The following is a 24,612-nucleotide window of genomic DNA, read 5'->3' on the forward strand; positions in this document are numbered from 1 at the left end:
CTTAAGGACAATTAAAAATGAGCTATACCCTTCCCGAACTCCCTTATGCTTATGATGCATTGGAACCGCATATTGATGCTAAAACCATGGAAATCCATCATACCAAACATCATCAAACTTATATCAACAACATCAATGCTGGTATTGAAGGCACAGAATGGGAAGATCTTTCTGTGGAAGAACTGGTAAGCAAAGCCAATCAGGTACCTGAAGATTTGAAAAATAATGTGATTAATAATGGTGGCGGTCATGCCAACCATTCCCTGTTCTGGACAGTAATGAGCCCAGATGGCGGTGGCAATCCTGAAGGTGAAATTGCACAAGCGATCAACAAGGAGCTTGGTGGCTTTGAAGCCTTTAAAGAAGCTTTTACCAAAGCAGCCCTGACCCGTTTTGGTAGTGGATGGGCCTGGCTCAGCGTAGCACCTGATCAAACCATTATCATAGAAAGTAGCGCCAATCAGGACTCACCACTCATGCATGGCAATACTCCGATTCTAGGTCTGGATGTCTGGGAACATGCGTACTATTTGAAATACCAGAACCGTCGTCCTGAATATATTGCCGCTTTCTTTAATGTGGTGAACTGGAAGGAAGTGAATCGCCGTTATCTGGAAGCACTTTCAATATAAATGAATACAGTAGGACGAAATCTCATGTCTTGGTACTCTTTTACGCTTGATCTGCGGCCTCAGTATTCTTTTGGGCGGAGCAGTGTTGTATCTAGAACGTCTGTTCATGTTGCTTTAAGACATGATCGTCTAACTGTATGGGAAGCCTTATTCTGAGGCTTCTTTTATTTTTTGCTGTTTGAATTTTCTATAGGGAGATGGATTTAAAATTTAAGAACGCAATTCACAAACATTGACGCTATCAAAGCCATTGGTACATGATGCCACTTCACACGCATAAGAAGCTTATACTGCACTTACTAAAACAGTACTTATACTTATCGCTAAAAACAATTTATTTAACATTTAAAATGACTCCGAAAATTAACTTTTATCTCTAAATCGCTTGATTATGAGTCAACTATAGGACTTTTTTAATGACTCAGGGCAATATTTCTTGATTTTAATTATTGTTTATTTATATAAATAGAATCGTTTTTTATAACAAAAAAGCGGAACCGAAGTTCCGCCTGAAGATTATAAAACCCGATTAAGACTGTTCAGCTACTGCATTACCTTTCTGCTTTGGATCAGTATTTCCCAGTTCAGGATGAGCAATTGCTCCCTGACATTGCTGTTTATCACGCTCATAGTCGGCCTGTCTCTGTGCCACGCTACTGCTATTTTCAACGGTGCTACGTGCCCAGATTTCCAGACTGGTTAAAGCCTTACGACATAAGGCATATTTTCCTTCCGTCACTGAGTCAGTCATTTTCACATTAATGCGCCAGTCGGTACTCAATTTACGGGCCGGTTGACGCACCTGAGCATCAATCTGCTCCATTTCCTTGTTATAGACCAGCGGATCGACTTCATTCATGAATTGCCATGCAGCATTAGCATAAGTTGTTGCATCATTGGAGAGTTTAGGTGCCGCTTTAATTTCGGCCTTTGGCGCTTGACTGTCATTTCCACAAGCTTGAAGAAATAAGGTGCTGCCGATTAAAACACCGACCAGCATTGCACGTGTCTTGAACATCAACATATCAGAATCGCCAGTTAAACATTTCGGCACTATGCTAGTAAATTCGCGTACAATACACAATCTTGATTTAATCCCTGTTTTAACTCTCTCCCTCAAGGTGTTTTGTGTCTGACCACAATCCAGTAGCGATGCAACCTGCCGGTTTCTGGCAAGGTGCTAAAGATAGCCAGGCCATTATATTTACTTACCTTCCGGTCTCCTTTGCTTTTGGCGTTTCTGCCACCCAGTTCGGCTTTACTGCCTGGGAAGCCTTATTTCTGTCCTGCTCCATGTATGCCGGTGCCAGTCAATTTTTAGTTGTAGCTCTACTTGGTAGCGGTACTTCGATCTGGATGACTGCATTGACCGTAATTGCTTTGGACATTCGCCATCTCTTATACGGCCCAGCTTTACAAAACCTGATTCAGGACCGACTCAACTTAAAGAAAACCGCAGTCTGGGCTTGGGGTCTTACTGATGAAGTCTTTGCTTCAGGTATGATCAAGCTGTCACAACGGCGTCAGGAATGGTCAGAGTCGTGGATGCTCGGTCTGAGTCTGTTTAGCTGGTTATCTTGGGCGACAGGTTCATTTCTAGGCGGCCTATTTGCTGATCAGGTTAGTCATCTGCCACAATTCTTGCAGGCGGCTTTAGATTTCCTTCTACCTGCCCTGTTCTTAAGTTTCTTATTGGCAGCCTTTGAAAAGAAACATGCCTTTGTCGTGACCATCACGATTATTGTCTCAGCAGTTGCCTGTTATTTTATCGATCTGTCCGCTGCGATCTTTATTGGCATTAGTTCCGGCATTTTGGCCGGCCTGTTCAAGCACTATGTACTGAAAAAACCAGATCCTGAATATGCAGGAGATCAATCATGAACCTTGAAATTATTTTGGTCGGGATTATTGTCGGAATTGCCAATTTTGCCTCACGTTTTGGTCCTTTCTATGTGATTCAAAAATTTCAGCAGGGTTCGCAAAAACGTGGTACGCTTTGGCTGAAAATCGCTTTGGGTTCGATTGGAATTGCTGCTATCAGTTCCATGCTGGTTGTGGCGACCTTACCACCCTTACTGGAAACGCCAGATAAAAGTTTTGCCATGCTGATCGGTTTTATTGTACTCGCTGGACTATATTTTAAGTTTAAGAAAATCGTCATGGCGACCTTAACTGCTGCTTTAACCTATGGCCTGATTTATACCTATATCCCCATGCCTTTTTAAGCCTTTTAGAAAATTAGAAATCTTATTCAAGACTTATGCTAAATTAAATGCATAAGTCTTTTTGATATAAGAAGAAAAATAAGGAAAATATTGGCATGTTCGAGCCAAAGCAAATGATTGAAGGGAAAATATTTATTCATCATCGACGTGATGAAATGTTGGCTATTTTAACCAGTATGAATTACCCGGCTGCTATTTTGAATGTTTTATCAATGCACAGAATTTTACTGGTCATTTTGTAGAAGTGGTTGCTGAACCCGCAGATCATGTCCGTGTCATTTATATTCAGAAGCATGGCAAAAATAAAATCATTGCCCTCTACAATCAGACTCAACAGGTGATCCATCTGCACCCTAAACAAATCATTTTTAGCCAATGGAGCCTGTTACATAAAGGCATTCCAAATCTCATTTCTGTATTTTGCTTTAGTGTAATTTTACTGTTTTTATTCTTTGCACTTGTCGCAATATAAAATCATCAATTCCATTTTTTCACTGTATTCCTCGATGCACTGCAATTTTCAGGATTTGGTTTATTGCTATGCATATTTGGTTTTATCTGTCCTTTTGTCATTCCCTTTTACGCCTTTAAGAGTATACAAAGTCTGAAACTTCTCCATCAACTTCAGCTCAATGACAAGCAAATTCTGCATATGAAAAAACTCAATCCGCAAAATCGTATTTATGATTTAAACCCTGTGAAAAATAAAGTAAAGCGAACTGCCTGATTTCAGATGCAATTCTCTATAAACTTTTATAAATAAAACTGCTGGCCAATATCACAATTTTGTATGAAACTCGGCTTATCTCGGCATTGAGTTCTGTTATGCTAAAAGTCCATAAAATCAAGCATGGATAATACACATGAACGTGACTATTGGTACTCCTCTTCAATCTTCAGCTTTTAAAGTTCTATTGCTAGGTTCAGGAGAACTAGGTAAGGAAGTGGTGATTTCCTTGCAACGTTTAGGTGTAGAAGTTCATGCTGCAGATCGTTATGCAGATGCTCCTGCCATGCAGGTGGCACATTTTTCTTATGCCTTAAATATGGCAGATGCAGCGGAACTCAAACAGCTCATTCAAAAAATTCAGCCGCATCTTATTGTTCCTGAAATTGAAGCGATTGCAACAGAAGTATTGGTTGAAATTGAAGAACAGAATATTGCCACTGTGATTCCGTCTGCCAAAGCAGTGAACTTGACCATGAACCGTGAAGGCATTCGTCGTCTGGCAGCTGAAGAACTAGGCTTACCGACCTCTGCTTATCGCTTTGCCGATTCTCTGGAATCTTTCCGCGCAGCCTGTGATGACATTGGCTATCCAAACTTTGTGAAACCGGTGATGTCTTCTTCAGGTAAAGGCCAATCTCGCGTGAAAAGCTTTGAAGAAGTTGATGCTGCCTGGGAATATGCGCAAACAGGTGGTCGGGTTAATCAGGGCAAAGTGATTGTGGAATCACAAATTGATTTTGATTTTGAAATTACCCTGCTTACTGTACGGGCTAAGAATCCTCAAACTGGCGAAATCGAAACCTTTTACTGTGATCCAATCGGACATCGTCAGGACTCAGGCGACTATGTAGAAAGCTGGCAACCTCAGCCAATGAGCCCGGCTGCTCTGGAAGAATCAAAACGTATCGCCAATAAAGTCACCACAGCACTGGGCGGTTGCGGCATTTTTGGTGTAGAACTCTTTGTCAAAGGCGACAAAGTATGGTTTAGTGAGGTTTCACCTCGCCCGCATGACACTGGTCTGGTCACTTTGGCTTCCCAGTTCCAGAGTGAATTTGAACTGCATGGCCGTGCTATTTTAGGCTTACCAGTCAATACAGCTCGCCATAGTGTGGCTGCCAGTGCCGTGATTTACGCAGGTGTCGATGATCGCAACCTTTCATTTTCTGGCCTGAATCTTGCTTTAGCCCATGCCGATACCGATTTACGCCTGTTTGGTAAACCTGAAGGTTTTAAACGCCGCCGTATGGGTGTCGCGACTGCGCGTGCAGAAAGCATTGAACAGGCTCGCGAGCTGGCTCAACAGGTTGCTGACCAAGTTAATGTGAATCAAAATTAAGTAAATACAACGGACCACTGTTCATGATCAATACCTCTCCACTGCTGAATTACATTAAAAGTCACAATGACATCAAAGCGATCAACCAATGGCGTAGCGATGTAGAAAATCAGCTTCAGGAATGTTTTGAAAATGGACAGTCTATCCGTGACATCATTCAGGCCCGTTCCAACCTGATTGATGAGGCTCTGCAATTTCTGTGGAATCATGCTGAACTTGATCAAACCGATTTGGCACTTTTCGCAGTCGGCGGTTATGGCCGCCGCGAAATGCTGCCTTATTCAGATGTCGATATCATGATCCTTTCTGAAGATGATTTCACTCCAGAGCAGGAAAAGCTGATCTCCAGCTTTATTTCCTCTCTTTGGGATGTAGGCAACTTCAAACCGGGCATCAGTGTTCGTACCATCAATGAATGTGTCAATCAGGCCAGCAGCGACCTTACTGTAGCGACGTCCTTGATCGAGGCACGTCTGATTATTGGCAATGAAAATTTGACCAAGTGGCCACGCCGAATCGTTTCACAAACCTGGACCGATAAAACCTTTTTTGATGCGAAAATGGATGAGCAGCACAAACGCTATGCTCAGCATAATAATACTGAAAGCAATCTGGAACCGGATATTAAAAATGCACCGGGCGGTATCCGCGATATCAACCAGATTGGCTGGATTGCCAAACGTCATTTCCGCGTTAACCGTATTTATGATCTGGTGCATCTGGGCTTTATTTCAGAGTTTGAACTTGCTGTACTCGAAGAAGCCGAAAGCTTCCTCTGGGAAATTCGTCATCATTTACACCGCCTGACCAAGCGCGATGAAAACCGCCTGCTATTCGATTATCAACGCGATATTGCGGCGATGTTTGGCTATACTCGTGAAGAAGGTCAGTCACCGAACTATCCAATCGAACAGTTCATGAAGCGCTATTATCGTAGCGCTCAGCAGGTTTCAACTCTGAATGAAATGCTGCTGGCCTATTTTAATGAATCGGTCATTACTCCGCGTTTACCTCAATATGAACGCCAGATTGAAGAAATTAATGAAAATTTCAAACTGGTCGATGGCAAGTTAGCAGTTCAACATCACAAGATTTTCTCGGAAAAGCCAAGCGCCATTCTGGAAATTTTCTATTTGCTGGCTAATCGTCCTGAAATTGAAGGCATACGTGCCCGTACTTTACGTCTGCTTACTCTGGCAGCTAAACGTATTGATCAGGATTTCCGTGATAATCCGGTACACCAAGCCCTGTTTATGGCCATCATTCGTTCACCGCATCGCCTGTACGAAACGCTAGTTGCGATGAAACGTTATGGTGTTCTGGGCAAATATATTCCGGCTTTCGGACAGATTACCGGCCTGATGCAATATGACCTGTTCCATATCTATACCGTGGATGCACATACCCTGCTCTTGATCCGCAATCTGAACCGCTTCAAAGAACCCGAATTTGCCAAAGAATTCCCAGTGGTCAGCTCCGTGTTCCAGCGCCTAGCACGTCGTGACATTGTTTATCTAGCGGCTATTTTCCATGACATTGCCAAAGGTCGTGGTGGCGATCATAGTGAGCTTGGTGCAGCCGATGCGATTCAGTTCTGCCGTACCCATGGCTTTACCGAACGTGAATGCAATCTGGTTGCTTGGCTGATTGAAAACCATTTGTCCATGTCGGTGACTTCACAGAAAAAAGACATTTCCGATCCGGATGTAGTCAAAGAATTTGCTGAAAAAATGGGCGATATGGAGCATCTGGATTATCTGTACACGCTGACAGTGGCAGATATCAACGCGACCAATCCAAAACTCTGGAATACATGGCGTTCATCTTTGATGCGTCAGCTTTATACACATGCGCGTGATGTGATCCGTTCAGGTCTCGGCCGTCCGGTTGATTATCAAATGCTGATTGAAGATACCAAATTCGAAGCCAGTGAACGTCTGGTAGAACATTTCTCACTCTATGACGTTGAAAAAGTCTGGCAGGAACTGGGTGACGACTACTTCCTGAAAGAATCTGCCGATGAAATCGCTTGGCATACCCGTGCCATTCTGGAACATGGCGATAATCCTGCACCATTGGTATTAATGCGTGCGCATCGTAAGTATGCACAGGATGCCGTGCAGATCTTCATCTATACTCAAGACAAGCCAAATCTGTTCGCTACCACGGTTGCTGTTCTGGATCGCATGAATCTGGACGTTCAGGATGCCCGGATTATTACCGCGACCAAAGCCTTTAGTCTGGATACCTATGTCGTACTTGACCGTTTTGGCACGCTGCTGACTGACCCAGAACGTGAAGCGACTGTGATTGAAGCCTTACAGGATGCCTTAAGTCATTCTGATGAATATCCAGGTCTGATGCAGCGCCGCATTCCGCGTCAGTTACGTCATTTTGATATTGAAAATACTGTCGATATCACTCTCAATGAGGCTTTAAATCAGAATATGGTGGAAATTGCGACACTTGACCATCCTGGTTTACTTGCGAAAATTGGCGGTTTATTTATGATGCAGGGTCTGGATATTCACTCTGCTAAAATTGCCACGCTTGGCGAACGTGCTGAAGATATTTTCTTTGTCACCAAAAAAGATGGCAGCCCAATGACCCAAACAGAGTCCGACAATTTTGCAGCGGCATTAAAAGCTGCTCTAGATGAGGCCTCACATCAGGTCAATGCTCAACACTAACACACTGCTCGGTAACACATTCATGAACTCTAGCTTGTCTTTATTGAACCCATATCCGTTTGAAAAGTTAAATAAACTTTTCGCGGATATCCAGCCTGCGAATATGCCATTGATTCCCCTTTCAATTGGTGAACCAAAGCATCCAGCACCCGAGTTCGTGAAACAGGCGATTATCGATAATTTCCAGCATCTATCGACTTATCCGAACAGCAAAGGCTTACCTGAATTACGAGAAAGCATTGCCAACTGGCTGACTCGTCGTTTTAAACTGAATAGCATCAGTGCAGACAGCAATGTATTACCGGTCTCTGGTACCCGTGAAGCAATCTTTTCTTTTGTTCAGGCGCTGATTAATCGTGAAGATGCGCCTTATGTGGTGATGCCAAACCCTTTCTACCAGATTTATGAAGGTGCTACCCTGCTTGCAGGTGCAAAACCTTATTTCATTAACTGTACTGAGGAAAATGATTACTTAGGCGACTTTGATGCAGTTCCGGCTGAAGTCTGGGAAAAAACTGCCCTGTTATTTGTGTGTACACCGGGCAACCCAACAGGTGCTGTTCTTTCTAAAGAGCAGTTTAAAAAGCTGATTGCACTGTCAGACAAATATGATTTTGTCATTGCTTCTGATGAATGCTATTCAGAACTCTGGTTTGATGAAGCACCGACAGGTTTACTGGAAGTGTGTGCCGAGATTGGCCGAGATGACTATAAAAACTGTGTCGTTTTCCATTCTCTATCTAAACGCTCCAACCTGCCAGGCATGCGTTCAGGCTTTGTTGCAGGTGATGCCACTTTACTCAAACCTTATCTGCAATACCGTACTTATCACGGTGCAGCGATGCCGGTGCAACACCAGTTAGCATCAATTACCGCTTGGAATGATGAAGCCCATGTGGAAGAAAACCGGGTACAGTATCGTGCCAAGTTCGATCTGTTCCAGAAAGAATTGGGGCACTTGCTTCCGCTGAAAAAACCGGATGCGGGTTTCTACTATTGGCTCAAAGTGGACAATGATGAAGCTTTTGCCAAAATGTTGATGGAAAAAGCGCATATCAAAGTATTACCAGGCCGTTACCTGTCTCGTGAAACTACACAAGGCAACCCGGGTGAAAATCATGTGCGTCTGGCATTGGTGGCTGATCTGGCACAATGTGAGCAGGTAATTCAGCGTTTAAAAGCGATTCTTTAATCTTCTAAGACCTAAACACAAATAAAAAAAACCCACTTTCCAGAAGTGGGTTTTTTTATGGATATTGACTACAAATTATTTTTTATTTAACTTATTTTCTATTCATTAGAAATTAGACATTTCAAATAAACTTATAAAACCTTTTCAATTTCTGTTTCGAGATCTTCAGGTTTTGTGGTAGGTGCAAAACGGTTTAATACCTTGCCATCACGACCAATCAGGAATTTGGTAAAATTCCACTTAATACCATTTCCTAGAATTCCTTTAGAATTATTGGTCAAGTAACGGAAGATCGCATGCGCTTCTGGACCTTTAACATCTACCTTGGAAAACATTGGGAAAGAAACCCCATAATTTTTCTGGCAAAATTCACCGATCTGTTCATTTGAACCTGGATCCTGTCCACCAAACTGGTTGCATGGAAAACCTAAAACTTCCAGTCCCTGCTCTTTATATTTCTGGTAAAGCTTTTCCAGACCTGCAAATTGTGGAGTGAAACCACATTTGCTCGCGGTATTTACGATTAAAAGTACTTTTCCTTCATAATCTGCAAGTCGTTTGTTTTTCCCATCTAACAACTCAGCTTCAAACTGATAAATGCTGGTCATGGATAAGTTTCCTCGTCAGTTTTTTCTTGTGTTTGTAATTCTAAAGAGGCTGAGTTTACACAATAACGTAAGCCAGTCGGTTCCGGACCATCCGGGAAAACGTGTCCCAAATGTGCATCACAATGATGACAAACAATTTCTGTTCTCACCATACCATGTGAAGTATCAGGTAATTCTTCTACAACTGAGCTGCTCACAGGACGATAGAAGCTTGGCCAACCGCAACCGCTGTCATATTTAGTGGTTGAAGAAAATAGTGGTGTACCACAGCAACGGCAGACATAAGTCCCTTCCTGTTTTGTATTCCAGTACTTACCTGTGAATGCCGGTTCAGTTCCTTTTTCACGCGTAATGCGAAACTCTTCTGGTGATAACTCTCTTTGCCATTCCCGGTCTGTTTTATTGAGTTTTCCCATCACTAACTCCTTTAAATCTTTGACATTCAATGTCATGCTTCAGTACTTCCATATTTACGCTAGAGATGAAAAAATTTCTAGCGAAATTTCAGCATAGATTGTGATATTTGCGTAATCTATAGGTTTAACTTAAAAATTAATTGGATGGAATTATGTCCGGTATTGGTAACACCCCCCCTCGCGAGATCAAGAAATCGTCTAAGCTTGAGCATGTTTGCTACGACATTCGCGGACCAGTGTTACGAGCGGCCAACGAGATGGAAGAAGCCGGACATAAAATTATCAAACTGAATATCGGAAATCCCGCCCCATTCGGCTTTGAAGCCCCGCAAGAAATCATTAATGATGTTGCACTGAACCTGCCAAATGCGATTGGCTATACAGATTCCAAAGGAATTTTCCCGGCACGTAAAGCGATCTGTCAGTATTACCAGCAAAAAGGCATTCTGGATATGCACGTGAACGACGTGTATGTCGGCAATGGCGTATCTGAGCTGATCGTGATGGCGATGCAAGGCCTGCTGGATGACGGCGATGAAATGCTGATTCCAATGCCGGATTATCCATTATGGACTGCGGCAGTGAACCTGTCTGGCGGTACTGCGATTCACTATAAATGTGATGAAGAAGATCACTGGTATCCAGATATTGCGGATATGGAAAGCAAAATCACGCCAAATACCCGCGGAATCGTGATTATCAACCCGAATAACCCGACTGGTTCGGTTTATCCGCGTCATGTATTACAGCAAATCGTGGATCTGGCGAAGAAATATGATCTGATCCTGTTTGCAGACGAAATCTATGACAAGATCGTTTACGATGGTATTGAACATGTTTCAGTAGCTTCGCTTGCAGGCAAGCAATTATGTGTATCGTTCAACGGTTTATCTAAGGCCTATCGTATTGCTGGCTATCGCTCAGGCTGGATGGCGATTACTGGTGATAAATCACGTGCAATGGACTACATTGAAGGCCTGGATATGCTGGCTTCAATGCGTCTTTGCGCGAATCATCAAGCACAATATGCAATTCAGACTGCACTCGGTGGCTATCAGTCTATTAATGACTTGATCCGCCCAGGTGGCCGTCTATATGAACAGCGTAATATTGCCTGGGAAATGCTAAACGAGATTCCGGGGGTATCTTGTGTGAAACCGGAAGGTGCGATGTACTGTTTCCCTCGTCTTGATCCAGAAATCTATCCGGTTGAGGATGACGAAAAACTGATGCTTGATCTGTTACGTGCCGAGAAAGTTCTATTGGTTCAAGGTACTGGTTTCAACTGGCCAACACCGGATCATTTCCGTGTGGTATTCCTGCCAGCAGAAAATGAACTGCGTGAAGCGATTACCCGTTTAGGCCGTTTCCTGGCAAAAATGCGTTAATTTATAAAAGTTAACTCAAAAAACCGCATTTATGAATGCGGTTTTTTATTGTTTAAAAATTTCCGCGACAAGCTTTATAGATATTTAAAAAGAGGTATGCTGTTAATCTAGAGTTTCTTTTCTCAATAAAATCTATTCAGCCTTTTCTCCTTTAGCTTGATGATTCATGCTATTTTTTGAACAAATATAAAACTTCAAGAGTATATGGATGTCCTCAAATACGGTCAAGCTTAGTCTTTTTCTCTGCCTGAGCATGTGCTTAGGCATCGGCATTCTGCGTTTTTCCTATACTGCCCTGTTACCTGGTACACGTGAAGCCTTTGTCTGGAGCGCGAGTTTTGCCAGCCTTTTGGGTAGTGCCAATCTACTGGGTTATTTAATGGGTGCTTTTGCAGCGATGCGCTTGCCTCAAGATCGAAGCATGAGTACCTATATCCAGCTTGCTGCAATAGCTGGAATGGTTAGCTTATTCTGTTGCGCTTTTTCAGGGTTTTCTGAAATCTGGTATATCAGCTGGCGCGTGATCTCCGGTATCAGTGGTGGTCTGCTCATGATTTTGTCACCAAGTGTCGTGGCTCAGTGCTGCGATTTAAAAGACCGTTTTAAGATCAATTTTATTGGTTTTAGCGGAATTGGATTGGGGGTTTTACTAGCTACACTGTTTTTACCTTATCTTGACCAGATTTCCATACGTACGGCCTGGCTGATCTTATGTGGGTTTGCCCTGATGATTTGTATCTGCTTAAGCCTACTGATACAACAATTTAAACCCTATCTAGCTAAACAATCTGTTTCTCATGCTGCTCAAGTACCTTTAAATACAGTCTTTTATAGTTTACTGGCGGTTTATGCCTGTAGTGCATTTGCCTATATTCCGCATTCCCTGTTCTGGATTGACTATCTCAGCCATGAACTAGGATTAAGCTTATTCTGGATTAACTTTAACTGGATTCTATATGGTTTGGGCAGTGCCTTAGGTGCTTTTTCTGCCTATATTCTGGCAAGAAAATTTGGCAATTTTACCGCCTTAAAGATTCTTTATAGTGTGTATATTCTAGCGATTTTCATCGCGACTTTAAATGCTAACCCGTTCCTCACTTTCAGTTCTTCTTTTTTTACCGGAATGTTGAATCCCGCTGTGGTTTTCCTCACCTCTTATACCATTTTGCAACTGTATGGACTGGCCTATAAAAAGCTCTGGAGTATTGCGACTCTATGTTTTGCCTCTGTTCAGCTGATTGGTGGATTAAGTTTTAGCGCCCTGCAATATCTTGGATTGAACTATCATCAACAGTTTATGCTGGCTGCTTTAGTTTTATTAGGGGGAACATTACAACTGTTCTGGAATACACGTTCTTCCAAATATAAGATGGATGAGCAACCGCAACCGGTTTCTGTTCAAGAAGAAAGAATTAAATAAAGATTAAAATCAGTCAATGACCCAAATCCCAAGGAATAGGACCACGTCATTAAACGTGGTTTTATTCCATTTAATCTTTTTTCAAATCTTTAAGCGGATTACCAAACTGTTTTAGATATTCAACGCCCAATTGCCGTGAACCCTGATCATTAAGATGATTATCATCTTTAAAACGATACAAAGGCACATCATTCAACATCGTTTTACATGCCTGCTGATCACAGATGACTTTGGTTGGATCAATAATTTTTAATTGTGGATATTTCAGTTTTGCTTCTGCCAGAATCTGATTGAATTGCTTTAAATGTGCTTCATAACTTTTTCGAGAAACTGTACATGAAGCGTCTCGATGAAGAATCTCTTTACGAATATTACAATCAGATGGAATCCCTTCCCAGTCTAGATGTGGTACATCATTAATTAGCACCACCTGATCACTAGATTGATGGGCAATTTCTAAGGCTTTCATCAAGCCTGCTCTAAATATCTCTTCCTCAGTATGATGGACACTATCTTTAAGTTTTACATCATCGTCAAAATACTGCGCATAAGAACCCGCCAGAATAATCATTGGATAATGGGTTTCTTTAAGATGTGCAGTAATAGCATCATTACGTTTTTGGAATTTGGTCAATTCTTTCCATTGATTCAACTTTAATTCAAATCGCTGTACATCTGGCAGATAAAAGGTTGAGCTTTGCGTAACGTCATAACCGCGTAAATCAGCATCCTTTGCCCATTCATCCAGCATTGCTGTGTAGGCATTGGCATGCGAATCGCCAATCAACAGGAAATCAATATCTTCTTTAGATTGTCCTAAGACACAATCCTGAGCATTGGGTAAAACATATTGGATCCGCAGTATCCATGCAGTTACTACGAATCACATGTGCATACGTGTGTAATGCTTCCTGTTTGTCATGCACCGATTTTGGAAAACGCTCCGGGAAACCTTCATGTGTTTTGATGGTTTGGGCGATCGCAATAAAACTGACTGCAGGTAACATAAATCCAAGAATAATCACTTTATAATTTGCAGCCATCACAAAGCGTTTCAGTGGTGTTTCAGTCAGTTTATAAGTCAGAAATGCACATATAAGTGATAGAAAAACAATAATAATCTGATTTTCCAGATTCAAGGGCAGCATATAAATGCCAAAGAACACGATGATTGGCCAGTGCCATAGATACAGAGGATATGAAATCTTGCCAATCCAGGTACTAAGACGATTACTCAGTAATAAATTACTTGAAGATATAGATTGTCCCAGATAAATAATGAGTGCCGTTGCAAGACACGGGATCAATGCCATCAGTCCTGGGAATGGGGTTTGCTGATCAAAATAAATTGCAGTTGCAAATAGAACACTTACTCCAGCCCAGACCAATCCCTGTAATAGTTTTTTTGGCAGATTCAGTTTTGGCAAGCAGCTAATCAATGCGCCAATCAATAACTCAAACGCTCGTACCGGCATGCTATAGTAAACTTTGGCTGGATTATGAGTCAGTTGCTGCTGGGCGTATATAACTAAAGCGACAATAAATACACTAATAACAAGCCAAAGATATTTACGTGAGGTTCTACTCAAGAATAGCCATAGCAAGAGCGGCCAGAAAATATAAAACTGCTCTTCTACGCCCAATGACCATAAATGCAACAAAGGCACATTTTCTACATTCGGACTGAAATAATCTCCCACCTCATTTCGCATATACAGATTGGCAATGAGCACAGTGGCATACATGACGCTTTTAAAATATTCCGTCAGCTCACCCGGCAACATCACCTGCCAAGCAATCAGGCTGACAATTGCCAGTACAGTAAAATATGCAGGTGCCAGACGGATCACCCGTTTCTTATAAAACCGTGCAATTGAAAATTGCTGCAACTCAATATCGCGCTTCAAAATGGTCGTAATGAGATAACCGGAAATGACAAAGAAAATATCAACACCAATATAGCCGCCAGAAAATAGTGACCAGCCGAGGTGATTGAAAATGACCAATGATACTGCAATCGCTCTCAGGCCATCGATATCTGGTCGATAAGCAAAACTCATAAAAACAGGAAAAACGGGAGATACGCTATTTTATGCTTTTCATTCTTTAGATGGCGATCTTTTACATTTTTTTTACATTCACCTGCGCTTATTCCAATTCTTCTACCTTTAAATAAGGATAAGGATTGGTCGCACCTTCCCCACTGAGATAAATCCCATAATGCAAATGTGGTGGTGTATTTTTCGCATTACCGGTATTGCCGACATAGGCAATGATTTCACCTGCTTCTACCCAGTCTCCTTCCTGAATATGTTCAGCATAATCATCTAGATGAGCATAATAATGTTGGCTTAAATTCGGGCCAGTAATCCAGATAACTTTACCGCCCAAATTATTGGTTCCAATCTTACGGACGATCCCTTGGGTCGCACTGACTACCGGTGTTCCCCGTTTAGCAAAAATATCAGTCCCCTCATGTTTGCGACCTTCACTCCGTGCTCCACCCCAAGTATCCTGAATCTGGCGAGGTTTTACTCCTTGTACAGGAATTTCTACTGGTCTAATCAGCTCAGCTTTTTTTAATTGCCAATAGAGGTAGGGACTTTTCCAGCCCGCTGGTTCACCTGATGGCGGTGGCTGACAGGCAGTAAGTAATATGCTTAAGGAAAATATTAAAAGCAGGATTCTGGGAATTTTCACAATAGCTCGCTTAGCTGTTTAATGAGGAGTTCGTTTTATCTTAAGGAATACACAGAAATTTAAAGTCAAAATCCTGTTATTTTTAGTGATGTTTTTTCCCAATTGTTTTTCGAAAACAGTCTTAAAAATAGCAAAACCCTCAGCTGAGGGTTTTGTTGAATCAGTTTAAATCTTATTTACGCTTTTTCGCACGGGATGGTTTAGAGGGTTGTTGCTGTTGCTGTTGTTGCTCTTCATTCTGAGCACTGTCCTTTTTATCCTTTTGCTGAACCTGCTTATGTTTTGCTCTTGACTTAGCCATAGCATAAACTCCTTTGGAGAACTGTCTCTATCACTGGAAGTTGCATTAATCACTCTAACCTTTATATAAAATAAGCCAATCGCGGAGCTGTATCCAAATACGTCAATGTAAAAGCATCTTTAGTTAAGTCATTCAATTCTGATTAGATCTTTATTCGAGGAATTTACATCGCTTACATAGCGTTGCATGTTGATACCTGTTTTAACCCTAAATATAAATATGGTTTTCTGAATAAAACCCTTCAAATATTTAACAATAAATGCGGGTCTAACGTGATGATTCAAATTTAGCATTGATATATCAACATTCACAAAGTTTCCAGTTCAGAATCGAACCAACGCAGTAATAGTATATTTAGTATGAGAGGCTATAAAATGTGGGCCACAGTTTTCGCAGTAAAGGAATAACTGGATGATCAGGTAGATTGAATATTAGATCTGTATTCAGAGTCATCTTGCCACTATTTTCAGGTTTAACAATTTATTAATAGACCTCTTGCGAAAGTATCGTTTTACCTAATTTTTGAATTGGCTAAAACCTTATAAAATGTAGCTTTGGGCTGTTTAAATTTTGACTAACGCAAGAAGTCTAATTTATATCTTTCTAATTATAAATTTAATATTTTCAATTTCTAAAACATTTCTTTAATTAATTCTACAAAATAATTCATAAGATAATTGTTCTTACATAAGGTGAAAGGGTTTTCACGCTAAGCCCGAATATCTTACATAAGCAGACACCGCTCATACATGTGCAGAGAGTTTTATCCCCTACACTGAAATCAAGTTTTAGAAAATTAGAGGATTTTGTATGAAACAGTTTTCGAAAATTCTAATACTCATTACGATGGGCTTTTATGGTACTTCTACTATTGCAGCAGATGCTATTCCTTTGGAAGCTAAAGCTGCCGCAGAAGCACAAAAAGCTGCGCTAGAATATTCTGAAAATCAGAAGAGTGATTCAGACTCAGACTGAAAACAAAATAAAGCCCACAAAGGGCTTTATTTACATACGGGAATCATTAGAAAAAAGTTATTTTAATAACTCAATGATTGTCCTACTCCATAAACCATTAAGGTAATAAGGAATACGACCAATGCGGAGACAGCTAATTCTGCTTTAGTCATGTGTTTTACCCTCATGGAGAGCTGTATATTATTTATACACTACATAAGCATAAAACCAAATAACAAAATATTACATAATCTTGAATATTTAAACTAAAGTAAAACGCAATATAAGAGAGTAAAACTATAAATTAAACCTTAATTATCAATAAATATATTATTAATTTTCAATTACTTAACTGTTTTTATTTAAAAAATTAATAGATTATTTCTTTGAAATCATAAAATAATCTTTGTTTATAAAAAAATTTTCTATGTAATATATTGCCATTCCAAAATTTAAGCTTTTGAACTTAATGTCTTTTTAAGTTATTTCATAGGTTCTAATTTTACTATTCCATAATTTATTTTCCCTATTTTATATAAAATTAAAACTAAGCAACTGATATGTATTTTTAATTAATCAACAACTGCTATTTTATTTTCAATAAAATTCTCTTTTATCGTAAAGATATTTTTTATTATTTTTAAAACCTCAATATAAATTTAAAGATCCTAAATAGAAGGATCTTTAAATTTTAAATTACTACATAGATTTGAGTACTTCTAACTCGAAATCAAGCTCCATCATCTTTTCCAGATTTGGTACAATCGCATTCACCCAAGTTCCGCTATTCCAGACTTTCAGAATTCCATTTTCTTCCTTATAGAATGCGCAGTCCTGAGCTGATATATGATAAATAACCTGGGTTCCTTCTGGTATATTTCTCATACAAACCTCCACACATTTGGTTTATTTTTAATTTAGCAGAAGATTTGAATTTTTCGTTTACATTGCTTTATAGAGTTGTATTAATTGACTATTTAATAGATTAATCATGTAACTTTCATTTTGATATAAATTTTCTTATGCACCTTATTTAAAAATATTCAAACGATAAAAAATAAAAAACCCCAACAATATATGTTGGGATTTTCTATTTATAATCAAATTAAACTAGCGGTAAATATAAGTAATGCTCAGGCTATAAAATCTCGTAAAATGTGTTGATTTATCACTTCATCAAAACTTAGATTTGAAAGATTTTGCTTGTTATGTTTGATGGTTTTATAACAATAACTTGCTGCAATACCCATACTAATTAAAGTCAACAATTTCATTGTTCACCTCAAAATTAAAAATATTAGAAACTGTGAAATTAAAATATCAGCTTGCTTTGTAGTGGTCTAAGCCAATTTGGAAAGCTTTTTGTATGGTATGTAAATTCATCAAAGCCATTTCAGGTCTATAAAAATCATTATCAATTTTTTGCTTTGCCTTGAATTGTCTTATTTTCCCTTAACTAAATCGACAAGTGCAGTCGAAAATGTAGATTATCGAGGATTAACATTCTTAAACGGAAGATCATATTTGAATACAAAAAGCACATCATTTTAAAGCGGCATGGTCGCAATCAAACGCAATCAAATTTGATGCAAAACATAAATTCGAGGAAGATAAATCAGAATCTGCTATGATAGCTTCCACTTAGTGGACTCTTTTATGTCTTCCCTTATCTCCTATTTATAAGTAAAGGAGTATTACAATGGGCAACATGACTGCCACATCAGAATTATTTTATATATTTTAGTAGGTTAAAGTGAAAATTGTCATTCTTAACAAGCCTTATGACGTCCTCTCCCAATTTCGTCCAGATGAAAAACATCAGACTATGGCGGATTTTGTAGACGATCCGGATCTGCGTATTGCTGGTCGTCTGGATATGGATTCTGAAGGTTTGATGTTCCTGACCGATCATGGCGGTTTAAACCAATATATTACCAATCCAGCCAGCAAAAAATTCAAAACTTATCTGGTTCAGGTCGATGGCGATATAACTGAAGAAGCCTTGGAACAGCTTCGTAAGGGCGTTGAACTGAATGACGGTATTACGCTACCAGCCAAAGCAATTAAAGTCACTGAACCGGAATGGTTATGGGAACGTAATCCCCCGGTACGTTTCCGTGCTTCTGTTCCAACTTCATGGGTCGAAATTTCAATCTGTGAAGGTCGCAACCGTCAGGTTCGTCGTATGACTGCAGCAGTCGGCTTTCCTACCTTACGTTTGATTCGCACCAAAATCGGTTCGATTGATCTGGTTCAATTAGGTTTACAGCCAGGTGAAACTAAAGAAATTGAACCCCTACTTTATCCAGACTTTAAAGATGTGCCTGCTCAAGAACCTTACCGCTCGCGCTCTTATGTGAAAAAGCCGGGTGGTACCGGTGGTAAACCGATTAACAAGAAAGTAACGAAAGACGGCACAAAGAAAAAAACCGGTACACCGCGTATCTGGCAAATGGAAGAAGGTGAAAAACCACGTCGCAAGACTAATGGTACTACCCGTCCAAATACTAAGAGTCGTGGCCGTCGTACCCGTTAAGCCACTGCTCAGGTCGGGAAGATCAAACTAAAGACCACACCTTGAGGATGGTTATTCACCTGAACTTCCCCCTGATGCAACTGCATAATCGACTGCACAATCGCCAAGCCCAAACCACCCGTTTGGGCTTTTTGATGCCGGCTGCTATCAATCTGGTAAAAACGTTCAAACAGATGGGCTAAATGCTGCTCGGGGATCTGTACACCTGCTGTCAGCACATCAATCCGACAGCTATTTTCTGTAGTCATCGCCGTGATTCTGATCTCTCCATTTTCCTTTCCATACTGCACTGCGTTGCTGAGTAAATTGGCAAGCGCACGTTGCAGATATTCTGGATGCGCAGCTATATTCAGTTGAGCCGGAATATCCGTATAAATAGATATATTTTTTCTTCTGCCAGAAACTCAGAATATGCCAGCAAATCTTCTATGATCTGGCTCAGTTCTAGTGTCTGTTTTTCTATCTGATAATGACCATGTTCTACCCGGGCGATAAACAGCATGTTTTCAATCATCTGGGGCAGACGTTCATATTCTTCCAGATGAGAATACAGCAGATTTTCTAATTCATCGCGACTACGTGACTTCGACAAGGCAATCTGGGTTTGCCTCATCAAGTTATTCAGGGGCGTTCGTAATTCATGAGAAATATCTTCAGAAAATCGGGCCAGCTGTTCATAGCCTTGCTGTATACGGTCCAGCATGGCATTCATGGCCTCGGTTAATTGCTGCACCTCAATATTTTGGGATTGCAACTCGATACGCTGATCCAGCTGCTGCACACTGATCTGCTGAGTCGCGTAAATTAACTGACGCATGGATCGCAATAGATAGTGTCCGATTAGCCAGGCTAATAAGGTGGATAAAATAATACCGAGCAGAGTGTAGATCACTAATTTTATCAGGTAATGTTTTAAAAGCTGTTGCCCTGCTACTAGCTGCTTGCCGGCAATCAGTTGATAAGACTGTCCATTAAAGTCCATTTGCTTAAATGCTAAACGGGTCGTGGGTTGTTCAAGCTTATTATTTTGATAATTCAGCCTAGTGTCATAATCCAATAGAGGAATAGTAATATTTAAAGGATTAATATCAATTAATGTATTCTGCGCGTTTTTAAGGATCAGTAAGTTATCTTCCTGTCCAAGCATATTCTCATAAAGCTCTGGATGTTCGATCAGCACCTGAAAGCTTTGCTGATCAGCCAGAAATATTTCAATTCTGGAAATCCGCAAGGCCAAGGCTTCATCCTGCTGTTATTGCACCATCTGCTGAATATTGTGATAGGACAACCCGCCGATGCTTAAAAAAACGATACAGGAAATGAGGCCAAAGGCGATGCCGAGTCGTGTACCCAAATGCATTTTCATGCTTGCGCATCCAGCTTATAGCCCATACCACTTACCGTATGAATAAGTTTTGGACTGAAATGGTTATCAATTTTAGAACGTAATCGGCGTACAGCAACATCAACGACATTGGTATCGGTATTAAAATTAATATTCCAGACCAGTGAAGCAATTTGTGTCCGGGTTAACACTTCGGACTGGTGTTCCATCAGCAACTGCAAAAGTACAAACTCTTTTTGGGTAAGCTCAATTTTTTGCCGGTCTCGAAATACTTCCCGGGTTAAACGATTCAGCTCTAAATTGGCCACCTGATACATTTCATGTTCAACTTTTGGTACACGGCGCAGCAGGCTTTTAATTCGGGCCAAAAGTTCGATATAAGAGAAGGGCTTGGTTAAGTAGTCATCTGCACCCAGTTCCAACCCTTTGACCCGGTCAAGCACATGATCTTTGGCAGTCAGCATGAGTACGGGAACTTTAGAGAAAGTACGCAAGGTTTTGAGGACTTGCCAGCCGTCCAGGTCGGGAAGCATCACATCCAGCAATACCAGATTAATCTGTTGCTGTTCCAGCACTGATAAGGCATGCAGGCCATTACACGCCTGTGTAGTCTGGTAGCCGGATTCATTTAAGCCTGTGGCCAAGAAGCCGGCAATTTTGGCTTCATCTTCTACAATTAAAATATGCATGGGCTGAGTTTAATCAATTTCATACAGCGCAAAGATTACAAAGTGGTAATCTGATTGTCATCCATGGGCCTCAATTATTTGATTATGATCTTCTCAATTTCTATATGACTGAACATTATCATGAGAAGCAGATTGAATCAGAGAAAAATATTTTTATATCTAGCGAGCTTAGCGATGGTCAGCTTAAGCCATGCTGAATTAAAAACGGCCTATATTATGGACTTGAACACAGCAAACCAACTTGCTGAGAATGTCATGCAAACTTGTCAGAAAGCCAGCAAACCCGCTGCAGTCACGGTACTGGATCAAGGCGGCAATGTTCTGGCCAGTCAACGGCATGAATTTGTCGGAATTCACAATTTAACTGCATCACAGCGTAAAGCCTTTACTGCATACTCGACTAAGACAAGTACATTGGATTTTATGCGTCATGCACAAAAGAACCCGAATGCACAGAATTTAAATACCTTGGATGAATTGTTATTACTGGGCGGCGGGGTACCTGTGGTTTATAAAAACCAGCTCATTGGCGCTGTTGGTGTTGCAGGCTCTGGTGGCTCTGAACAGGATCATCAGTGTGCCGTACAAGGCATTCAACATACTTTAAAACAACTTTAATTTTATCCATCTATTGAATAGGAACAGACCCATGAAAAAAATTATTTTTGGTGCTCTTCTAACGGCGACAGCAAGCTTTTCTTTTGCACAGAATCCTTTAAGTGTGCATGTGCTGAATCAGGAAACTGGTCTGCCTTCCGCCAATGTCGCGGTGATTTTGGAAGCTCAGCAAGGTGACAAGTGGATAAAACTGAATGAGTTAAAAACAGATGCCAATGGCCGTATTAAAGAGCTTTATCCTAAAGATACTGCTTTACAGAAAGGCATCTATAAAGTGACCTTCAAAACCGGTGACTGGTTTAAGACCAATAATCAACGCACCTTCTTCCCTGAAGTGCCTGTGGTATTTACGATTGACGGTACTCTAGAGCACTATCATATTCCCTTATTACTGAGCTCTTATGGTTATTCAACCTATCGTGGCAACTAATCCTTATTATCTATAAGCGTCATTTTCATGGCGCTTTATTTTGATGTGTAAAACAGCTGCATTTTATCATTCATCTGGCTTTCGCTTGTTATTTATCTCCTGAAATGCTATTTATGATTCACATAATTATTATTTTTAAAATAAAGTGTATCTAAAAAGGAGTTTTGCAATGGATCAGCAAGTGAATCAAATGTTTAACCAGGACCGATTAATTCAGTATCTCGGTGCACATCTAATTTCCTATAACCACAATCATGCGAAGATTGAACTTAAAGTGACTGAACAACATTTACAGGGACATCAAACCTGTAACGGCGCTGTGATTTTTGCATTAGCTGATGCTGCATTTGCCATTGCCTGCAATACCGGCGAACACCCAGCAGTCGGCCAACATTGCGGGATTCATTATTTAAAACCAGCTTTGTTAGGTGATACCCTTATCGCCATAGCTGAACATAAGGCCAGTAGCGGTCGTAGTGGTATTTACGATATTCAGATCCTGAATCAGAAAGATCAAATCGTGGCTGAATTCCGTGGAACTTCACGACTGATCATTAAATAAATCATCTAAAAAACCCAATAAAAAACCGCTGTCTTAACAGCGGTTTTTTTAATAGCAACATTCTGATTAAGCTTTCAACCATTTCTCGGCTTTAGCTTGATCTTCAACTTTTAACTCAACCTCAGTCAGTTCAGAACCACCATTTTGAACTTCAAAAGTCATCAGCTCATCACGACGGAATGCATGGACAGTATACGTACCTTCCTGTTTCGCATATTTCTCGACAAGTTTCATCGTTGCTTTAAGGCCATCAATCGCTACAATTACATCATTCGCTGAAAGGCCCGCTTTCACCCCTGCTCCATCACGACGTGCAGACTGAACCAGCACACCTTCAGGCTTATCTGCAAGTTTCAGACCGAATGGCAATGACTTATCATTTTTCAGGGTATAGCTCACGCCAAATTCAGGTAGTAGCTGATCCAATGGCAATTCATCAGTAGTATTGATCAGATGATTGATCTGTTCTAACCAGTTATCACCTGTCAATTCCTGACATAACTCAAAGATAGTCCGTTCATTGACCTGAATGCCATTTTGCGTATTTTCATAAAGCTTACGCATCAAAGCGTCCAGACTTGAGCCACGCAGACGGAGACCTAGATCAAGACACAATGCGACTAAACAGCCTTTATTGTAGTAGCTTGTACCGGCATTGTTTGAGTTTTCATCCTGACGATAGAATTTCACCCAGGCATCAAAGCTAGACTCAGATACTGACTGGATAAAACGTCCCGGGTTTTGCAAATAGCAATCAATCTGCGCTTTCAGCAATGCAATATAAGATTCCTGATTGATCACACCACTACGTAGCAGAATCAGGTCGTCATAATAAGACGTAAACCCTTCAAAGATCCAAAGCAAAGAGGTATAGCCTTCTTTGTTCAGGTCATAATTCACGAAGTTTTCTGGACGAATAAATTTAACTAACCATGAATGGAAATACTCATGACTACATAGACCAAGGAAACGCTGATAATCTTTCGATGGCTCTTCAGGCTCATCTGCTTTAGGGAAGTCATCACGCGGTGTAATCAGACTGGTTGAGTTCGGATGCTCCAGACCACCATAGCTGTTACCGGTTGCCATAGTCATAAAGGTATAATCATTGAATGGTGCAGAACCGAACATGGAAATTTCTGTCGCACAGATTTTCTCAATATCCTGCTTCATACGCTGTTCATTCATCGCATGTTTGCCTGACACCACAAACTCATGCGGAATGCCATTGGCTTCAAAACTGAAACGGGTCTGCTCTGCCAGTTCAAACGGTGCATCAATCAGTTCAGCATAGTTTTTTGCTTTTAAGGTATAGCGACCTTTGACCAGACTTTTGGCCTGCATACCCGTCGCAAGCTGGAAATGTTTCAGCTCATCCGGCAGGAATACTTCAACTTCAATTTCTTTATCTTCCTGACCTTCCAACCCCAAACATGCACAAGCCGGGTTCACATAGAGACGGTTTTGATCCACATATGCACCACGAACAGACAGGTCATACGCGTAGACATCGTATTCCACAGTAATCAGTTCATGATCCGTATTGAATAAACGCCATTTATTCTTTTCAAACTTCTGGATTTGTAGCTGGCGTCCATCCTCATCATAAGCCTTGACCGCCTCAATATGCTTTGAGAACTCGCGAATCAAGTAACTGCCCGGAATCCAGGTCGGTAAAGAAAGGACTTGCGTTGGGTCTGCTAAAAAGCGAAGAGTTACGTGAATAAGGTGCTGACGATAATCGTCAAATTCGATTTGATAATGCAACATAATGGGCGATATAAAATACAAATAAATGAGTTATAGCTTAGCTTAGCATTTTTTAGGCCAGTATTGC

The 24,612-nt window shown here is 40.7% G+C and carries 24 protein-coding genes and 1 pseudogene; 13 read left to right on the forward strand and 12 right to left on the reverse strand.

Translation table 11 applies throughout. From position 1 onward, the window contains the following. The first annotated feature begins 17 nt into the window (after positions 1-17). Entirely contained in the window at positions 18-632 is a 615-nt protein-coding gene (locus RJ01_RS08155; RefSeq protein WP_034170695.1) for a superoxide dismutase, read from the forward strand. A gap of 529 nt (positions 633-1,161) precedes the next feature. Here the strand turns inward: RJ01_RS08155 and RJ01_RS08160 are convergent. Further along, complete coding sequence (locus RJ01_RS08160; protein WP_005236368.1) at positions 1,162-1,656, reverse strand: hypothetical protein; 495 nt, start codon at positions 1,654-1,656, stop codon at positions 1,162-1,164. Between the two features lie 128 nt (positions 1,657-1,784). Here RJ01_RS08160 and RJ01_RS08165 point away from each other — a divergent pair, with 128 nt between their 5' ends. From RJ01_RS08165 to dapC, 5 genes are all read left to right on the forward strand, one after another. Next, positions 1,785-2,513 carry an AzlC family ABC transporter permease gene (locus RJ01_RS08165; RefSeq protein WP_171248461.1) on the forward strand — a complete coding sequence of 243 codons (729 nt, stop codon included), beginning with the start codon at positions 1,785-1,787 and terminating at the stop codon, positions 2,511-2,513. Beyond that, a complete protein-coding gene (gene ygaH, locus RJ01_RS08170) occupies positions 2,510-2,857 on the forward strand; it encodes an L-valine transporter subunit YgaH (RefSeq protein WP_034170697.1) in 348 nt (115 codons plus the stop codon). The genes RJ01_RS08165 and ygaH overlap by 4 nt, the downstream gene beginning before the upstream one ends. 854 nt (positions 2,858-3,711) lie before the next feature. Further along, positions 3,712-4,926: a formate-dependent phosphoribosylglycinamide formyltransferase gene (gene purT / locus RJ01_RS08180; RefSeq protein ID WP_171248462.1), complete on the forward strand. Its 1,215-nt coding sequence runs from the start codon at positions 3,712-3,714 to the stop codon at positions 4,924-4,926. A 23-nt stretch (positions 4,927-4,949) separates the two neighbouring features. After that, positions 4,950-7,616: a [protein-PII] uridylyltransferase gene (glnD, locus tag RJ01_RS08185; RefSeq protein WP_005236380.1), complete on the forward strand. Its 2,667-nt coding sequence runs from the start codon at positions 4,950-4,952 to the stop codon at positions 7,614-7,616. 22 nt (positions 7,617-7,638) lie between these two features. Next, positions 7,639-8,808 (forward strand): succinyldiaminopimelate transaminase, encoded by a 1,170-nt coding sequence (gene dapC, locus RJ01_RS08190; protein ID WP_034170699.1) that lies wholly within the window; start codon positions 7,639-7,641, stop codon positions 8,806-8,808. Positions 8,809-8,939: 131 nt separating this feature from the next. Here the strand turns inward: dapC and RJ01_RS08195 are convergent, their stop codons facing one another. Next, on the reverse strand, positions 8,940-9,416 hold the full coding sequence (locus RJ01_RS08195; protein WP_004784130.1) for a glutathione peroxidase: 477 nt from the start codon (positions 9,414-9,416) through the stop codon (positions 8,940-8,942). Further along, complete coding sequence (msrB, locus tag RJ01_RS08200; RefSeq protein WP_004784131.1) at positions 9,413-9,832, reverse strand: peptide-methionine (R)-S-oxide reductase MsrB; 420 nt, start codon at positions 9,830-9,832, stop codon at positions 9,413-9,415. Before msrB ends, RJ01_RS08195 begins: the two co-directional genes overlap by 4 nt. A 152-nt stretch (positions 9,833-9,984) precedes the next feature. Between msrB and RJ01_RS08205 the strand changes: the two genes are divergently transcribed. Together RJ01_RS08205 and RJ01_RS08210 are read left to right on the forward strand one after the other, a co-directional pair. Beyond that, positions 9,985-11,220: a pyridoxal phosphate-dependent aminotransferase gene (locus RJ01_RS08205; RefSeq protein ID WP_004784132.1), complete on the forward strand. Its 1,236-nt coding sequence runs from the start codon at positions 9,985-9,987 to the stop codon at positions 11,218-11,220. A gap of 208 nt (positions 11,221-11,428) precedes the next feature. After that, the gene (locus RJ01_RS08210; protein ID WP_034170700.1) at positions 11,429-12,640 is read left to right on the forward strand and encodes a YbfB/YjiJ family MFS transporter; all 1,212 of its coding nucleotides are present in this window, start codon (positions 11,429-11,431) and stop codon (positions 12,638-12,640) included. 70 nt (positions 12,641-12,710) lie between these two features. On the opposite strand, the gene RJ01_RS16535 is transcribed toward RJ01_RS08210, so the two are convergent. The 4 genes from RJ01_RS16535 to RJ01_RS16735 form a co-directional block, all read right to left on the reverse strand. After that, on the reverse strand, positions 12,711-13,427 hold the full coding sequence (locus tag RJ01_RS16535) for an SGNH hydrolase domain-containing protein (RefSeq protein ID WP_264673485.1): 717 nt from the start codon (positions 13,425-13,427) through the stop codon (positions 12,711-12,713). Positions 13,428-13,446: 19 nt separating this feature from the next. Next, positions 13,447-14,700 (reverse strand): acyltransferase, encoded by a 1,254-nt coding sequence (locus RJ01_RS16540; protein ID WP_004784135.1) that lies wholly within the window; start codon positions 14,698-14,700, stop codon positions 13,447-13,449. A gap of 88 nt (positions 14,701-14,788) precedes the next feature. Beyond that, positions 14,789-15,340: a M23 family metallopeptidase gene (locus tag RJ01_RS08220; RefSeq protein ID WP_034170701.1), complete on the reverse strand. Its 552-nt coding sequence runs from the start codon at positions 15,338-15,340 to the stop codon at positions 14,789-14,791. A 172-nt stretch (positions 15,341-15,512) separates the two neighbouring features. After that, positions 15,513-15,641: a hypothetical protein gene (locus tag RJ01_RS16735; RefSeq protein ID WP_004784138.1), complete on the reverse strand. Its 129-nt coding sequence runs from the start codon at positions 15,639-15,641 to the stop codon at positions 15,513-15,515. An 810-nt stretch (positions 15,642-16,451) separates the two neighbouring features. On the opposite strand from RJ01_RS16735, the gene RJ01_RS16375 reads away from it, so the two are divergent. After that, a complete protein-coding gene (locus tag RJ01_RS16375) occupies positions 16,452-16,616 on the forward strand; it encodes a hypothetical protein (RefSeq protein ID WP_162835333.1) in 165 nt (54 codons plus the stop codon). Positions 16,617-17,294: 678 nt separating this feature from the next. Here the strand turns inward: RJ01_RS16375 and RJ01_RS08225 are convergent. Both RJ01_RS08225 and RJ01_RS16850 read right to left on the reverse strand, forming a co-directional pair. After that, complete coding sequence (locus RJ01_RS08225; protein ID WP_034170702.1) at positions 17,295-17,480, reverse strand: hypothetical protein; 186 nt, start codon at positions 17,478-17,480, stop codon at positions 17,295-17,297. A 248-nt stretch (positions 17,481-17,728) separates the two neighbouring features. Continuing rightward, positions 17,729-17,869, reverse strand: a complete 141-nt coding sequence (locus RJ01_RS16850) for a hypothetical protein (protein WP_005236401.1) — start codon at positions 17,867-17,869, stop codon at positions 17,729-17,731. Positions 17,870-18,348: 479 nt separating this feature from the next. Between RJ01_RS16850 and RJ01_RS08230 the strand changes: the two genes are divergently transcribed. Continuing rightward, positions 18,349-19,131 carry an rRNA large subunit pseudouridine synthase E gene (locus RJ01_RS08230; RefSeq protein ID WP_005236402.1) on the forward strand — a complete coding sequence of 261 codons (783 nt, stop codon included), beginning with the start codon at positions 18,349-18,351 and terminating at the stop codon, positions 19,129-19,131. An 8-nt stretch (positions 19,132-19,139) separates the two neighbouring features. Here the strand turns inward: RJ01_RS08230 and RJ01_RS15815 are convergent. Together RJ01_RS15815 and RJ01_RS08245 are read right to left on the reverse strand one after the other, a co-directional pair. Then, positions 19,140-20,497: pseudogene (locus RJ01_RS15815) on the reverse strand (heavy metal sensor histidine kinase). Then, positions 20,494-21,165 (reverse strand): heavy metal response regulator transcription factor, encoded by a 672-nt coding sequence (locus tag RJ01_RS08245; RefSeq protein ID WP_034170703.1) that lies wholly within the window; start codon positions 21,163-21,165, stop codon positions 20,494-20,496. Before RJ01_RS08245 ends, RJ01_RS15815 begins: the two are co-directional and overlap by 4 nt. Before the next feature lie 174 nt (positions 21,166-21,339). Here RJ01_RS08245 and RJ01_RS08250 point away from each other — a divergent pair, with 174 nt between their 5' ends. The 3 genes from RJ01_RS08250 (at position 21,340) to paaI (ending at position 22,775) form a co-directional block, all read left to right on the forward strand. Continuing rightward, positions 21,340-21,783 (forward strand): heme-binding protein, encoded by a 444-nt coding sequence (locus RJ01_RS08250; protein ID WP_227504411.1) that lies wholly within the window; start codon positions 21,340-21,342, stop codon positions 21,781-21,783. Positions 21,784-21,814: 31 nt separating this feature from the next. Continuing rightward, entirely contained in the window at positions 21,815-22,213 is a 399-nt protein-coding gene (gene uraH, locus RJ01_RS08255; protein WP_034170705.1) for a hydroxyisourate hydrolase, read from the forward strand. 169 nt (positions 22,214-22,382) lie between these two features. Continuing rightward, positions 22,383-22,775 (forward strand): hydroxyphenylacetyl-CoA thioesterase PaaI, encoded by a 393-nt coding sequence (gene paaI / locus RJ01_RS08260; RefSeq protein ID WP_004784165.1) that lies wholly within the window; start codon positions 22,383-22,385, stop codon positions 22,773-22,775. A 66-nt stretch (positions 22,776-22,841) separates the two neighbouring features. Here the strand turns inward: paaI and RJ01_RS08265 are convergent, their stop codons facing one another. Beyond that, a complete protein-coding gene (locus tag RJ01_RS08265) occupies positions 22,842-24,545 on the reverse strand; it encodes a M61 family metallopeptidase (protein WP_034170706.1) in 1,704 nt (567 codons plus the stop codon). Positions 24,546-24,612: the final 67 nt, after the last annotated feature.

The organism is Acinetobacter sp. YZS-X1-1 (assembly GCF_000804305.1).
Classification (GTDB): domain Bacteria; phylum Pseudomonadota; class Gammaproteobacteria; order Pseudomonadales; family Moraxellaceae; genus Acinetobacter; species Acinetobacter variabilis.

Excerpts from the sequence above, each read along its gene's own strand:
- ygaH (WP_034170697.1), top strand. The coding sequence starts at position 2,510 with ATGAACCTTGAAATTATTTTGGTCGGGATTATTGTCGGAATTGCCAAT.
- uraH (WP_034170705.1), top strand. The coding sequence starts at position 21,815 with ATGAAAAAAATTATTTTTGGTGCTCTTCTAACGGCGACAGCAAGCTTT.
- msrB (WP_004784131.1), bottom strand. The coding sequence starts at position 9,832 with ATGGGAAAACTCAATAAAACAGACCGGGAATGGCAAAGAGAGTTATCA.
- glnD (WP_005236380.1), top strand. The coding sequence starts at position 4,950 with ATGATCAATACCTCTCCACTGCTGAATTACATTAAAAGTCACAATGAC.
- RJ01_RS08165 (WP_171248461.1), top strand. The coding sequence starts at position 1,785 with ATGCAACCTGCCGGTTTCTGGCAAGGTGCTAAAGATAGCCAGGCCATT.
- RJ01_RS08210 (WP_034170700.1), top strand. The coding sequence starts at position 11,429 with ATGTCCTCAAATACGGTCAAGCTTAGTCTTTTTCTCTGCCTGAGCATG.
- RJ01_RS16735 (WP_004784138.1), bottom strand. The coding sequence starts at position 15,641 with ATGGCTAAGTCAAGAGCAAAACATAAGCAGGTTCAGCAAAAGGATAAA.
- RJ01_RS08160 (WP_005236368.1), bottom strand. The coding sequence starts at position 1,656 with ATGTTGATGTTCAAGACACGTGCAATGCTGGTCGGTGTTTTAATCGGC.
- RJ01_RS08205 (WP_004784132.1), top strand. The coding sequence starts at position 9,985 with ATGTCCGGTATTGGTAACACCCCCCCTCGCGAGATCAAGAAATCGTCT.
- paaI (WP_004784165.1), top strand. The coding sequence starts at position 22,383 with ATGGATCAGCAAGTGAATCAAATGTTTAACCAGGACCGATTAATTCAG.
- RJ01_RS08225 (WP_034170702.1), bottom strand. The coding sequence starts at position 17,480 with ATGAGAAATATACCAGAAGGAACCCAGGTTATTTATCATATATCAGCT.
- RJ01_RS08245 (WP_034170703.1), bottom strand. The coding sequence starts at position 21,165 with ATGCATATTTTAATTGTAGAAGATGAAGCCAAAATTGCCGGCTTCTTG.
- RJ01_RS16375 (WP_162835333.1), top strand. The coding sequence starts at position 16,452 with ATGAAACAGTTTTCGAAAATTCTAATACTCATTACGATGGGCTTTTAT.
- RJ01_RS16850 (WP_005236401.1), bottom strand. The coding sequence starts at position 17,869 with ATGAAATTGTTGACTTTAATTAGTATGGGTATTGCAGCAAGTTATTGT.
- RJ01_RS08265 (WP_034170706.1), bottom strand. The coding sequence starts at position 24,545 with ATGTTGCATTATCAAATCGAATTTGACGATTATCGTCAGCACCTTATT.
- RJ01_RS08155 (WP_034170695.1), top strand. The coding sequence starts at position 18 with ATGAGCTATACCCTTCCCGAACTCCCTTATGCTTATGATGCATTGGAA.
- RJ01_RS08195 (WP_004784130.1), bottom strand. The coding sequence starts at position 9,416 with ATGACCAGCATTTATCAGTTTGAAGCTGAGTTGTTAGATGGGAAAAAC.
- RJ01_RS16540 (WP_004784135.1), bottom strand. The coding sequence starts at position 14,700 with ATGAGTTTTGCTTATCGACCAGATATCGATGGCCTGAGAGCGATTGCA.
- dapC (WP_034170699.1), top strand. The coding sequence starts at position 7,639 with ATGAACTCTAGCTTGTCTTTATTGAACCCATATCCGTTTGAAAAGTTA.
- RJ01_RS08250 (WP_227504411.1), top strand. The coding sequence starts at position 21,340 with ATGGTCAGCTTAAGCCATGCTGAATTAAAAACGGCCTATATTATGGAC.